Raw genomic sequence first — 12,348 nt, 5'->3', positions numbered from 1 at the left:
TCTAGCCTCTGCGTACCGTGCGAAAGGAGGCAGGACGAGGACCACGGAGGACATGATGAAGACACATCTCGTACGCACGCGACGCTCGGCGGAGGAGTTCCCCAAGGACGAGCACCTGGCCTGGAAGATTGCGGAAGTCGCCACCGATCCTGTCGAGGTGTCGACGGCGACGGCGGAGATGATCGTCAACCGGATCATCGACAACGCCGCCGTTGCCGCGGCCTCGCTGACCCGCCGCCCGGTGTCCAACGCCCGGGCGCAGGCGCAGTCGCATCCCTACAGCCAGTCGTCATCGAACACGCACGGCGCGACGGTGTTCGGGATCGACGGCACCTACTCGCCGGAGTGGGCGGCATGGGCCAACGGGGTCGCGGTGCGTGAACTCGACTTCCACGACACGTTCCTGGCCGCCGAGTACTCGCATCCCGGTGACAACATTCCGCCGATCCTCGCGGTCGCCCAGCACGCCGGACTCGGCGGACGCGACCTGATCCGCGGTCTCGCCACCGGCTACGAGGTCCAGATCGACCTGGTGCGCGCAATCTCTCTGCACGAGCACAAGATCGACCACGTCGCGCATCTCGGGCCGTCGGCCGCGGCCGGGATCGGCACCGCCCTCGGTCTCGAAACGGAGACGGTGTACCAGGCGATCGGTCAGGCCCTGCACCTGACGACGGCGACGCGGCAGTCGCGTAAGGGGGAGATCTCCAGCTGGAAGGCGTACGCGCCGGCACTCGCCGGCAAGGTGGCCGTCGAGTCCGTGGATCGGGCGATGCGCGGCGAGGGGTCGCCGTCGCCGATCTGGGAGGGTGAGGACGGTGTCATCGCGTGGCTGCTCGGCGGACCGGACAAGGAATACCACGTTCCGCTGCCCGGCCCGGGTGAGGACAAGCGGGCGATCCTCGACAGCTACACCAAGGAACACTCGGCCGAATACCAGAGCCAGGCGCCGATCGACCTCGCCCGCCGGATGCGCGACCGGATCGGTGATCTGTCGCAGATCGCGTCGATCGTCCTGCACACCAGCCACCACACCCACGTCGTGATCGGCACCGGCTCGAACGACCCGCAGAAGTTCGACCCCACCGCCTCCCGGGAAACCCTGGACCACTCGGTGATGTACATCTTCGCCGTCGCCCTGCAGGACGGCACGTGGCACCACGAGCGCTCCTACGCCCCCGAACGGGCGCAGCGCCCCGACACGATCGAACTGTGGAACAAGATCTCCACCGCCGAGGATCCGGAGTGGACGCGTCGCTACCACTCGACCGATCCGGACGAGAAGGCGTTCGGCGCCCGCGCCGAGATCACGCTGAAGAACGGTGAGGTGATCGTCGACGAACTCGCCGTCGCCGACGCGCATCCGCTCGGGGCCCGGCCGTTCGCACGAGACCAGTACGCCGCCAAGTTCCGGACCCTCGCCGACGGCGTGATCGCGCCGGCCGAGCAGGACCGCTTCCTCGACGCCGCATATCGTGCCGCCGAACTGAAGCCCGGCGAACTCGGCCAGCTCACCTTCACCGTCACCGGCGACGTCCTCGCGCGGGCACCGAAGTCGCCGAAGGGACTGTTCTGATGACCGGGCTGATCGCCGCGGCGACATCGGCCGCGGACAAGCGGGCAGCGTTCCGGGCCGGGCTCGAGTCGGGCACGCTGCAGCGACTGCCCGGCGCCTTCAACCCGTTGGTGGCCAAGCTGATCCAGGAGATCGGCTTCGAGGGCGTGTACGTGTCCGGCGCGGTGGTGTCCGCGGACCTCGCCCTGCCGGACATCGGGCTGACCACCCTCACCGAGGTGGTGGAGCGGGGGCAGCAGATCGCCCGCGTCACCGACCTGCCGGTGCTGATCGACGCCGACACCGGTTTCGGCGAACCGATGAGCGCCGCCCGCACCGTCACCGTCCTCGAGGACGCCGGCGTCGCCGGGTGCCACCTCGAAGATCAGGTGAACCCGAAACGCTGCGGCCACCTCGACGGCAAGGCCGTGGTGCCGACGGACGAGATGGTGCGACGGATCCGGGCGGCGGCCTCGGCACGGCGCGATCCGAACTTCGTGATCTGCGCCCGCACCGACGCCCGCGGGATCGAGGGCCTGGATGCGGCGATCGCCCGGGCCAAGGCGTACGTCGACGCCGGCGCCGATCTCGTCTTCACCGAGGCCCTCGCCGACGAGTCGGAGTTCGAGAAGTTCCGTGCGGGAATCGCCGTCCCGTTGCTCGCGAACATGACGGAATTCGGCAAATCCGAACTGATCTCGGCGACGATCCTGCAGGACATCGGCTACAACGCGGTGATCTACCCGGTGACCGCGCTGCGGCTCGCGATGTACGCGGCCGAGGCGGGGCTTCGGCAGGTCGCCGAGGAGGGGACGCAGGCGGGGCTGCTCGACCGGATGCAGCACCGCAGCCGGCTCTACGAACTGCTCGACTACGAGCGCTACAACGAATTCGACAGCGGCATCTTCAATTTCCGGATCGAGGGGAGTGGGTCATGACCGAAGCAATTCCCACCATCTACAAGGGGCTGGCCGGTGTCGTCGTCGACACCACCGCCATCTCCAAGGTGGTGCCGGAGACCAACACGCTGACCTATCGCGGCTACGCCGTGCAGGACCTGGCGGCGCACTGCAGTTTCGAGGAGGTGGCATACCTGCTCTGGTACGGCGAACTTCCCGCCCCCGCGCAGCTGGAGCTGATCAGTCAGCGCGAGCGGGCTGCGCGCCGCGCCGACCGCTCACTACTGTCGCTGCTCGCGAAGATGCCCGACAACTGTCACCCGATGGATGTGGTGCGCACGGCGATCAGCTACCTCGGCGCGGAAGATCCGGCGGAGGACGACAATTCGCCGTCCGAGAATCTCGCGAAGGCACTGCGGATGACGGCGGTGCTGCCCACGATCGTGGCCGCCGACTTCCGGCGCAGGCGCGGACAGGATCCGATCGCACCGCACTCGCACCTGGGATTCGCGGAGAACTTCCTGAACATGTGCTTCGGGGCGGTGCCCGACCCGGCCGTCGTGAAGGCGTTCGAGGTGTCGCTGATTCTCTATGCCGAGCACAGTTTCAACGCGTCCACGTTCGCGGCCCGGGTGGTGACGTCGACGTTGTCCGACATCTACAGTGCGGTCACCGCCGCGATCGGGGCTTTGAAGGGTCCGTTGCACGGCGGGGCCAACGAGGCCGTCATGCACGACATGCTCGAGATCGGTGAACCCGACCGCGCCGAGCAGTGGCTGCTGGGCAAACTCGCCGCCAAGGACAAGGTGATGGGTTTCGGGCACCGGGTCTACAAGAACGGTGACTCGCGGGTCCCGACGATGAAGGCGGCACTGCTCGACGTCGCCGCCCACACCGGCGGCGAGAAGTGGGTGCGGATGTACGACATCCTGGAGAAGACGATGGCCGGCGCCACCGGCATCGCACCGAACCTCGACTTCCCGACCGGTCCGGCGTACTACCTCATGGGATTCGACGTGGAAATGTTCACGCCGATGTTCGTGATGAGCCGAATCACCGGGTGGACCGCCCACATCATCGAGCAGGGTGCGTCGAACAGTTTGATCCGCCCGCTCAGCGAGTATTCGGGCGTCTCCCAGCGATCCGTCGTCGCCTGACAGCGTTGTGCGCCTTTGTGGTTGCTGCTGCTACCAGAAAGGCGCACGGGCGCTAGCGCTTCTTGACGTGCGAGACGATTTCCGGATCACTCTGTCCGGTCGCCTTCATCTTCTTGTCGGCGCGCTTCTCCTTCAGCGATTTACCGGATTTCTTCGACATGGAATTGCGGGGCGATTTGTCAGCCATGGACCATCCCTGAATGCGGAACCTGGACGGCTCCGATAGAGCCGACAGTACGCCATATCCCGGGAAACCCGGACCGATCGTCGAAAGGGCACCTTCTAGGACGACGGATCGTCGAACAGGGTCTGCTCCTCGGGGTTGTTGAACAGGCCCATCTGCTCGGGCCGCGGCTTGGTGTCGGGTCCGCCTGCGGTCGGGGGCAGCACGACTGTCCGGAGGGCGTGGCGGAGGGTGCCCACGATCCGTTCCCAGTGATCCGCGGTCGCGTCTTCGGTTTCCCGCAACTGGGTGACCCAGGCGGTGCCGGTGTCGAGGAGCGCGAGGATCCGGTCGCGGTCGTGCCCGCAGACGTCGGCGACGACAGCCGGATCGCTGTCGGCCGCCGGTCCGGGATCGAGATGGAACAGCGTCAACAGTTCCTTCGGCAGGTCGGTGGACGACATCCGGCTCTCGGTGCGGCCGGCCGATTCCGGTTCGAGGTCCTCGTCCGGCGTGGACTCGCGGTTGAAGAACAGTTCGCCGCCGAATCGTGTCGCGAATTCGCCGTCGACGGTGCGCAGGAAATCGGCGAACGCCTTGCAGCTGTCCGTGAGGTGCTGCGGAACGAACGGGTTGCCCGACACTTCGAGGAACGCCGACAACCGGTCGTCGACCAGCACGAACTTGATCCGCGACCAGGTGCGGTTGAGGTCGGCGGTGACCTCGGCGGCGCGGGTGCGGTCGCTGATGTCGTGCACCAGCGGCGCGAACAGTTGCACGTCGACGGAATCGGCGAGCGGGCCGACGAACAGGATGGTGTTGCCCATCCGGATCGGGACGTCCCCGTCCGGGTCGCGTTCGGGCAGCAGACCGAGCATCGGCACCAGCGCGAGTGTGATCAGCTCGTGCAGGTGCTCGACGTCGCGCGGGACGACGGCCGCGGCGGGGTCGAGCTGCGCCACCAGCGGCGGCCGTACCGCGACCGGGTCGAACGTGGCCTCGGGATCGGTGCTCGACGTCTCGGTACTCAGGAACGCCGGATGCGTGATTCCCCAGACGTCCCGGAACGCGGCCACCGCCATCGCGGCCAGCTGATCCGACCATGACAGTGTCTTGTCGACGTAGAACGCGGGGGAGCCGTCGTCGGGTTCGTCGTCGGGGCCGCGGGTCGGCCGGTTCCAGCCCAGCTCGGTGAGGTACGTCTGCTCGGCGTCGGTCAGCGCGCGGTCGGGGTGCAGGTAATGGTTCGACGGCACCTCGCAGCGCACCGTGTCGCCGTCCCACACGACGAACTGGATACACGGCATCAGTCCCTGGGATTCGTCGAGCTCCTCGAACCCCGATTCGAGCACCAGAAGGTCCTCGTCCTGCATCGCCGCCAGATAGTCCGCGAGTCGCCGCTGGAACTCGGCCCAGTCGCGGTTCACGCTCGAATCCAGATCGAAGTCCTGCATGTCTGCTCCGTCCGGGTCGGCACGAGTCACCTATTCCGCTCTATACGGTAGCGGCGATCGCCCATACCGCAGCGCAGGAGGGGGCGGCAGGGTCAGACGGGGTGACCCGCGGCGATCCGTCCGGTCAGCCGGGTGACGGCGTCGAGGAGGTCCCACGACGTGCCCGGTTCCACCGCGACGGCGGTATCGCCCCACACCAGGTACCGGCCGTCGCCCTCGATGTCCCGCCACGCGAGACCGCCCACGGGCCGCGGCGAGTGCCGCCCGCCCCCGACGACGGTGACGACCCCCTGGCTCGTCGCCGGCCGGTCGAGGATCCGCGCCGCCGCCGGTGCGTTCCCGCCCGATGCCACCGGGACCACGACTCCCGCCGCCCCGCCCGCGTCGGTGTCGGGCAGCTGTGCGATCAGCTGCCGGCCGACGTCGTACGGTTCGCAGTTGCGCATCACCACCTCGGAGCCCGGGTGCTGCACCGCCGCGATCCCGTGCCCACGGGAGAGGGCTCCCGTCATACGGATCGGGGTCCCCGCGGCACCGATCGAACCGGAGATCTCGATGCGGAGGTCGGGGTCGGCGAGCACGAGCAACGCCGATTCGAGCGGGTCGTGTTCGGGCCCGGAGAAGTCGGCGCGGATCCGGCGCTGCTCGGCGTCGTACTCGTCGGCCGTGGCCAGCGCGCTGGTGACCTCGAACGGATACGGGATGCGGTCCTGGCCGGTGCGGGCCCACAACGCCGAGAACTGCGGCCCGCTCAACACCCAGTGCCCCACGACTACTCGCCGATCACGGCAGGCGTGACGAGCGGCAGCCTCCCGACGAGTTCGCTTCCCTCGTCGATGCTTTCGAGGTAGGTCGGGGGGTCCTCCTCGTCGTCACGCTCGGCGGGTGCGGCGGCCTCGCTCGGCCGTTCGGAGGTGGGGGCGCGGTGCGAGGCCACGACGTTGTGCGCGTACTGCGCCACCCCGCCGCCGACGGCCCCCGCCAGTGCCGCACCCGCGATCGATCCGGGCGCGGCCTGCGCGGTCTCCCGCGACATCTCGCGCCGGAAGTCCTCGCCACCCTTCCGGTGCTCATCGGAGGTACCCGCCTCGGAATCGGGCTCGGCCACCTGCCGATCGCTGGGTATGCCGTGCACCCCGTTCGGCCCGAGGTCGAAACCCACCGGCTGAGCGGTCGACGCGGCGTGGGTCGCGGCGAGGCCGTCAGCGGGCAGTTGTTCGTCCGCCACCAGGTACGCCGACGCGTACAGGGACTGCATGGCGGCCTTCGCGTCCTGTTCAGCGGCGTCGGCCTGGGCGGCTGCGGTCCAGTTCCCCGGCAGCACCCGGGTCCAGTCGGCCGGGGGTTCGAGAGGCTGACCGACCGCGCCGCGCACCGCTTCGGCGCCGGCGGTCGCGACCCGCAGCGCATTCCCGACCTCGGTGAATCTCCCGCTCACGTGTTCCGCCCCGGCGGCGTAGTTGTCGACCGTCGACGCCACCGCCGCCGCAGTCCGTCCGCGCCAGCCGTTGTCGATCGCAGCGCGGGTCGCGTCGTGGAATGCGGAGACCGACTCCTGGAAGGCCCGTCCGAGGTCGTCCCAGGCCGCGGCGACCGCCCCTGACTCGGCCGGGTTCAGGGCGTCGACCGCGGTCCTGATGGCGTGATGGTTCCACGTGCCCGACTCAAAATTCTCCCCGCCATTCATCCCCGACCTCCGATGGTTGGACGCTCCGGTCCCGGAGTGGACCCCCAATCCGGCGGGAAGCCACCTTACCGACTGCCGTGCCGGGCGCCGGCGGACCGGAGTGGCTACTGGCCTCGCGGCCTGGTGGTGAGCGGCGGGATGGTGATCACCGGACGCGTCGTCGTGGTGGTGGTGACCGGCGGCAGCGTCGGCTGGGTGGCGGACGCGGGCGGCGGGGCCGCGACCTGAGGCGCGGTCTGCTCGGTCGTCGTGACGACGGGCGGCCGGGGCACCGGCGTCGTGACGGGGGCCACGGCGATGGTGGGCGGTGGCGCGATGGTGGTCCTGACCGGCGGCGGAGGCGGGGGAGCGGGGGTCGTCGACGGAGCCGGCGGCGGTGCGGTGGTGACCGGTGCGGGTTCGGTGGTGAGGGTGACCGCCCGCGGGGTGGTGAGGTCTGCCATCTGCCAGGTGGGGGTCGGCGGGACGAACACCTGGAACGTGGACTTGGCCGGTTCGGCGCTGTACGGACCGGCGGCCTGCAGGCCTTCCGACGTCAGCGGCGGCGGCGCGACTGCCGGCCCGCGACTGCCGAACGCGCCGCCCGCGGCGCCGATCATCAGACCGGAGACCGCCGAAACGGTGGCAATCGCGAGTGCCCCGATCGCTACAGTCCTGTCGTCCATGCGTTACCCGTCCTCGGCGTGCAAATGCGTCCACCATAGAGGGCGCTGCCCCGCGCTGCCGCATGTGTCCGGGCGGCGAGTCGCCCGGCATCGTTCGCTCGATCGTTGCTGCGCGACCGCCGGGGTTCGGCGCACGCTGACGAGAACCCTTGCCGGTACCGGCCCGCGAGCCGACGATCGAGCCGTGTCCATATCGCTCCGACCGGGGGTAACGATGATTCTGCTCGCCAGGTTGTTCCGCCGTCGCCCGCTGTCCGAACGCACCGGGGCGGCTGTCGCTGCGTCGGCGATCCTGTTCGCTTCGTGACCGGACCCGAGATCGTCGCCGACGTCCTCGTGCTCGGCGGCGGGCCCGCCGGAGCGTGGGCGGCGCTGTCGGCGGCCCGGGAGGGTGCCCGGGTGGTACTCGCCGACAAGGGGTACTGCGGCACCAGCGGACCCACCGCGTCGGGCGGCAACAACCTGTGGAACATTCCGCCCGGACCGGCGCGCGAACGGTCGGTGCAGGCCCGCTTCGAGGACGGCGGCCGGCTGTCCGAACCGGCCTGGATGTACCGGGTGCTGGAGGAGACCCACCGCCGGGTGGACGAACTCGCCGGCGCCGGGTACCCGTTTCCGTCCGGCGACGACGGCCGGGACGTGCGCACCAGCCTGCAGGGACCGGAATACATGCGCCGGATGCGCAGACGTGTGCACCGCGCCGGGGTCACCATCCTCGATCACAGTCCCGCCCTGGAACTGCTCACCGCCGGTGACGGCTCCGTGTCCGGCGCCGCGGGTCTGCAACGGCAGAACGAGTACGCGCCCTGGTCGGTGCGGGCCGGGGCGGTGGTCGTCGCGACCGGCGGCTGCGCCTTCCTGTCGGGGAGTTTCGGAACGAACGTCGACACCGGTGACGGACTACTGATGGCCGCGGAGGTCGGGGCGACGTTCTCGGGCATGGAATTCTCGACGGCCTACGCGCTGGCGCCCACGTGGAGCGGGCACACCAAGGGGTTGATGATGCAGTTCGCCACCTACTACGACGCGGACGGTCAGCCTCTCGGCGACGGCGGCTTCTCCGCCCGCGAGGTGGCGATGGCACACCTCGCCACCGGTCGCCCGGTGTACGCGCGGCTCGACCGGGCCAGACCCGACATCCGCGCGGCCATGCGGGCGTCGCAGCCGAACTACTTCCTGCCACTGGACAAGGCGGGCATCGACCCGTTCACGCAGAAGTATCCCGTGCGGGCCGTCCTCGAAGGCACGGTGCGAGGGACCGGTGGTATCCGCGTCACCGGAACCGACTGCGCCAGTGACGTTCCCGGTCTGTTCGTGGCGGGTGACGCGGCCACCCGCGAGTTGATCACCGGCGGGCGCAGCGGCGGCGGCAGCCACAACGGGGCGTGGGCGATCTCCTCGGGAACCTGGGCCGGCGCCGGGGCGGCCCGGTTCGCGCGGGTGCGATCCGCTCCCGACAGGGTGCGCGGTGCGGGGACGGCGGGACTGCGCGGACCCTCGGCCCGCCGGCAGGCGTCGCGCGCCATCGTCGGACTGGTGCAGGAGCACACCCTGCCGCTGCGGCGCAGCTACCGGCGCACCGCGACGAGTCTGCAGGACAGCGTGACCGCCCTCGACGAGGCCTGGGCGGGCGCCGCAGATCTGCTCGGCGGATCCGAAAGGGAACTGCTGCAAGCCCGTTCGGCCGCCGCGATGCTGGCCGTCGCGCGGTGGGCGACGCACTCCGCGCTGGCGCGGACCGAGACGCGGGGCATGCACGTGCGCACCGACCTGCCCGACACCGATCCGGCGCAGACCCGTCGCCTGCTGTCGGGCGGGCTCGGCGCGGTGTGGGTGCGACCGGAACACGGCACCGCCCGCGCGGACGCCGGGACGGTGGCGTCGTGATCGAAGTCGTGGTCGCCGACCGCTGCGTCCAGTGCGACATCTGCATCAAGGTCTGCCCGACGGACGTCTTCCGCCGAGGCGCGGACGGGGTTCCCGTCGTCGCGCATCAGGAGGACTGTCAGACCTGCTTCATGTGTGAGGCCAACTGTCCCACCGACGCACTGTATGTCGCGCCGTTCGACACCCCGGTTCCCGAGGGCTCGACGCACACCGACGCCGAGGGGCTTGCGGAATCCGGGGCGCTCGGCGCCTACCGCGCCGTGATCGGGTGGGGTGGCGGGCGGACGCCGGGTTCCAGCCTCGACCGGAACCACCTCTTCACCCCCCTGTGAGTACTTGTTAACGTCCCGCGGTTAGGAAGTACTCACAGGGGTGGCTTTGCGGATGAACCGGCCGATCTCGCGGATGGCGCGGGTGCCCTCGGGCAGGAGACCGGCGGCCGCCTGGAAGACGTGCACCTGCCGTTCCCACACCTGCAGTTCGCACGGCACACCCGCCTGGGACAGCCGCTCGGACATCAGTTCCGCGTCGACGTACACCATTTCCTGCGAGCCGGTCTGGATCAGCGCCGGCGGCATCGAGGCGAGCGAGCCGTCCACGGGGGACGTGGACGGCTCGTGCCCGCCCCGGGTGTCCAGTCTTTCGATGATCCTGGACAGGGCGCCGACCGCGCGTTTGGGGAAGACAGCGCAGAGGTCGGCGTTGGGATGGGCCAGCTTGTTCACGGGGTCGAGGTCGGTCAGCGGCGACAGCGCGACGTCCGCGGCGGGGCGCGGCAGACCCTGCCGCAGGGCTTCGAGCGTGACCATGAACGTGAGGAATCCGCCTGCCGAGTCGCCGGCGACGACGATGCGGTCCGCGGTGTAGCCGTGCGCGAGCAGCCACCGGTAGCCGTCGACACCGTCCTCGACGGCCGCCCGGATGGGGTTGCGGGGGATCATGCGGTACGCGACGTTCAGTGTCGACGCCTGCGACTCCGCGGAGATCCGGGACACCATCTGACGATGCGAGTTGATCCCGCAGCACAGGAACGCCCCGCCGTGGAGGTAGAGGATCGCCCGGTCGCCGAGCTCACCGGGCGGGCGGATCCATTCGGCGCGACAGTTCGGCAGCCGGACCGGCCTGCGCTGGGTTCCGCGGATGGGTCCGAGCGAGTACCCGAACAGGTCGACGACTCCCGTCGGCCACGGCAGTTCGGGGTAGCGCGCCCACCCGTCGAGGAACGGCCGGACGGTGCGGCGCAGGGTGTGGGCGAGGGCCGTCGACTGCAGGCTGGTTCCGGCGAACTCCCGCCGCGTCACCGGGAGGGGTGACGGGCAGAATTCGTAAGTCGCAGTGCTCATTGCCTGCCTCCGTTCCGGCCTCGGTGCCCATCGACGTGCTGCCTTCAGGTTTTCCACCTCTTTGCGCCGTACGGTCTACATCGAAGTTGGTCGCACGGACGCTACGCCCGACGTAGCATCCAGGCGGAAGTCGTAATGGGATAGTGACCGAGCGGGGGTGAACGTCCAGGTGGGGATCATGCCGGTTACCGATTCGATATTCCTTCTCGGCGAATCGCGAGAGCATCCGATGCACGTGGGATCGCTCGAATTGTTCACACCGCCGGAGGATGCCGGTCCTGACTACGTGAAGTCGATGCACGAAACCCTGCTGAAACACACGGACGTCGACCCTGCTTTCCGGAAGAAACCGGCGGGCCCGGTCGGGAGTCTCGGGAACGTGTGGTGGGCGGACGAGTCGGATGTCGATCTCGAATACCACGTGCGTCATTCGGCTCTGCCGGCCCCGTACCGGATCCGGGAACTGCTGACGCTCACGTCCCGGTTGCACGGCACGCTGCTGGACCGTCATCGCCCGCTGTGGGAGATGTATCTGATCGAGGGGCTCGACGACGGCCGGTTCGCCATCTACACCAAACTGCACCATTCGCTGATGGACGGGGTCTCAGGGCTGCGGCTGCTGATGCGGACGCTCTCCACCGACCCCGACGTGCGCGACGCACCGCCGCCGTGGAATCTGCCGCGCAGGGCGTCGGCCAACGGAGCCGCCCCCGACCTGTGGTCGGTGGTGAACGGGGTCCGTCGCACGGTCGGTGAGGTGGCCGGTCTCGCGCCGGCGTCGCTGCGCATCGCCCGCACCGCGATGGGGCAGCACGACATGAAGTTTCCGTACGAGGCGCCCCGGACCATGCTCAACGTCCCGATCGGCGGGGCACGCCGGTTCGCCGCGCAGTCGTGGCCACTCGAACGCGTCCACGCCGTGCGGAAGGCGGCGGGGGTCAGTGTCAACGACGTGGTGATGGCCATGTGCGCGGGCGCGTTGCGCGGGTACCTCGAGGAACAGAATGCGCTGCCGGACGAGCCACTGATCGCGATGGTCCCGGTGTCGCTGCGCGACGAGGAGAAGGCCGATTCCGGCGGCAACGCGGTGGGGGTCACGTTGTGCAACCTGGCGACGGACGTCGACGACCCGGCCGAGCGGCTGACGGCGATCTCCGCCTCCATGTCGCAGGGGAAGGAACTGTTCGGCAGCCTCACCCCGATGCAGGCGCTGGCGTGGTCCGCGGTCAACATGTCGCCGATCGCCCTGACACCGGTCCCGGGGTTCGTCCGTTTCACGCCGCCACCGTTCAACGTGATCATCTCCAACGTTCCGGGACCGCGGAAGACCATGTACTGGAACGGGTCCCGGTTGGACGGCATCTACCCGACGTCGGTGGTGCTGGACGGGCAGGCACTCAACATCACGCTCACCACCAACGGCGACAACCTCGATTTCGGTGTCATCGGGTGCCGCCGCTCGGTGCCGAGCCTGCAACGCATCCTGTTCTACCTGGAGACCGCTCTCGGCGAACTCGAGGCCGCGTTGCTCTGAGACA

At 69.4% G+C, this 12,348-nt stretch carries 12 protein-coding genes; 6 read left to right on the top strand and 6 right to left on the bottom strand.

Annotated features, from left to right (window positions below):
* Positions 1-55: 55 nt before the first annotated feature.
* The 3 genes from prpD to RJ1_RS13635 are packed head-to-tail and all read left to right on the top strand — an operon-like array spanning position 56 to position 3,611.
* The gene (gene prpD, locus RJ1_RS13645; protein WP_073360796.1) at positions 56-1,576 is read left to right on the top strand and encodes a 2-methylcitrate dehydratase PrpD; all 1,521 of its coding nucleotides are present in this window, start codon (positions 56-58) and stop codon (positions 1,574-1,576) included.
* Positions 1,576-2,493: a methylisocitrate lyase gene (prpB, locus tag RJ1_RS13640; protein WP_073360639.1), complete on the top strand. Its 918-nt coding sequence runs from the start codon at positions 1,576-1,578 to the stop codon at positions 2,491-2,493. The genes prpD and prpB overlap by 1 nt, the downstream gene beginning before the upstream one ends.
* Positions 2,490-3,611, top strand: coding sequence for a bifunctional 2-methylcitrate synthase/citrate synthase (locus RJ1_RS13635; protein WP_073360637.1), 1,122 nt, complete (start codon positions 2,490-2,492; stop codon positions 3,609-3,611). Before prpB ends, RJ1_RS13635 begins: the two co-directional genes overlap by 4 nt.
* A 52-nt stretch (positions 3,612-3,663) precedes the next feature.
* On the opposite strand, the gene RJ1_RS47690 is transcribed toward RJ1_RS13635, so the two are convergent.
* The 5 genes from RJ1_RS47690 to RJ1_RS13615 all read right to left on the bottom strand — a co-directional run bounded on the left by RJ1_RS47690 (position 3,664) and on the right by RJ1_RS13615 (position 7,580).
* Positions 3,664-3,798, bottom strand: coding sequence for a hypothetical protein (locus RJ1_RS47690; RefSeq protein ID WP_255284880.1), 135 nt, complete (start codon positions 3,796-3,798; stop codon positions 3,664-3,666).
* A gap of 95 nt (positions 3,799-3,893) precedes the next feature.
* Positions 3,894-5,228 carry a T3SS (YopN, CesT) and YbjN peptide-binding chaperone 1 gene (locus tag RJ1_RS13630; protein ID WP_073360636.1) on the bottom strand — a complete coding sequence of 445 codons (1,335 nt, stop codon included), beginning with the start codon at positions 5,226-5,228 and terminating at the stop codon, positions 3,894-3,896.
* 92 nt (positions 5,229-5,320) lie between these two features.
* On the bottom strand, positions 5,321-5,986 hold the full coding sequence (locus tag RJ1_RS13625; protein ID WP_073360795.1) for an ESX secretion-associated protein EspG: 666 nt from the start codon (positions 5,984-5,986) through the stop codon (positions 5,321-5,323).
* A gap of 14 nt (positions 5,987-6,000) precedes the next feature.
* Entirely contained in the window at positions 6,001-6,915 is a 915-nt protein-coding gene (locus tag RJ1_RS13620) for a PPE domain-containing protein (RefSeq protein ID WP_073360634.1), read from the bottom strand.
* Positions 6,916-7,019: 104 nt separating this feature from the next.
* On the bottom strand, positions 7,020-7,580 hold the full coding sequence (locus tag RJ1_RS13615) for a hypothetical protein (RefSeq protein WP_073360633.1): 561 nt from the start codon (positions 7,578-7,580) through the stop codon (positions 7,020-7,022).
* Between the two features lie 303 nt (positions 7,581-7,883).
* On the opposite strand from RJ1_RS13615, the gene RJ1_RS13610 reads away from it, so the two are divergent.
* On the top strand, positions 7,884-9,467 hold the full coding sequence (locus RJ1_RS13610; RefSeq protein WP_073360631.1) for an FAD-dependent oxidoreductase: 1,584 nt from the start codon (positions 7,884-7,886) through the stop codon (positions 9,465-9,467).
* Positions 9,464-9,799 (top strand): 4Fe-4S dicluster domain-containing protein, encoded by a 336-nt coding sequence (locus RJ1_RS13605; RefSeq protein ID WP_073360793.1) that lies wholly within the window; start codon positions 9,464-9,466, stop codon positions 9,797-9,799. The genes RJ1_RS13610 and RJ1_RS13605 overlap by 4 nt, the downstream gene beginning before the upstream one ends.
* 21 nt (positions 9,800-9,820) lie before the next feature.
* Here the strand turns inward: RJ1_RS13605 and RJ1_RS13600 are convergent, their stop codons facing one another.
* Positions 9,821-10,810 carry an alpha/beta hydrolase gene (locus RJ1_RS13600; RefSeq protein ID WP_073360629.1) on the bottom strand — a complete coding sequence of 330 codons (990 nt, stop codon included), beginning with the start codon at positions 10,808-10,810 and terminating at the stop codon, positions 9,821-9,823.
* 178 nt (positions 10,811-10,988) lie between these two features.
* On the opposite strand from RJ1_RS13600, the gene RJ1_RS13595 reads away from it, so the two are divergent.
* Entirely contained in the window at positions 10,989-12,344 is a 1,356-nt protein-coding gene (locus RJ1_RS13595; protein ID WP_073360792.1) for a WS/DGAT/MGAT family O-acyltransferase, read from the top strand.
* Positions 12,345-12,348 lie beyond the last annotated feature (4 nt).

Source organism: Rhodococcus jostii NBRC 16295, from assembly GCF_001894825.1.
GTDB classification, from domain to species: Bacteria; Actinomycetota; Actinomycetes; order Mycobacteriales; family Mycobacteriaceae; genus Rhodococcus_F; species Rhodococcus_F jostii.
The sequence above is the reverse complement of the archived record's forward strand: the minus strand, read 5'-3'. Positions and strand labels throughout refer to the sequence as shown.

Bases quoted from the DNA above. Each gene is read 5' to 3' on its own strand.
- RJ1_RS13595 (WP_073360792.1), top strand. From the start codon at position 10,989: ATGCCGGTTACCGATTCGATATTCCTTCTCGGCGAATCGCGAGAGCAT.
- prpB (WP_073360639.1), top strand. From the start codon at position 1,576: ATGACCGGGCTGATCGCCGCGGCGACATCGGCCGCGGACAAGCGGGCA.
- RJ1_RS13630 (WP_073360636.1), bottom strand. From the start codon at position 5,228: ATGCAGGACTTCGATCTGGATTCGAGCGTGAACCGCGACTGGGCCGAG.
- RJ1_RS13615 (WP_073360633.1), bottom strand. From the start codon at position 7,580: ATGGACGACAGGACTGTAGCGATCGGGGCACTCGCGATTGCCACCGTT.
- RJ1_RS13635 (WP_073360637.1), top strand. From the start codon at position 2,490: ATGACCGAAGCAATTCCCACCATCTACAAGGGGCTGGCCGGTGTCGTC.
- RJ1_RS13600 (WP_073360629.1), bottom strand. From the start codon at position 10,810: ATGAGCACTGCGACTTACGAATTCTGCCCGTCACCCCTCCCGGTGACG.
- RJ1_RS13620 (WP_073360634.1), bottom strand. From the start codon at position 6,915: ATGAATGGCGGGGAGAATTTTGAGTCGGGCACGTGGAACCATCACGCC.
- prpD (WP_073360796.1), top strand. From the start codon at position 56: ATGAAGACACATCTCGTACGCACGCGACGCTCGGCGGAGGAGTTCCCC.
- RJ1_RS47690 (WP_255284880.1), bottom strand. From the start codon at position 3,798: ATGGCTGACAAATCGCCCCGCAATTCCATGTCGAAGAAATCCGGTAAA.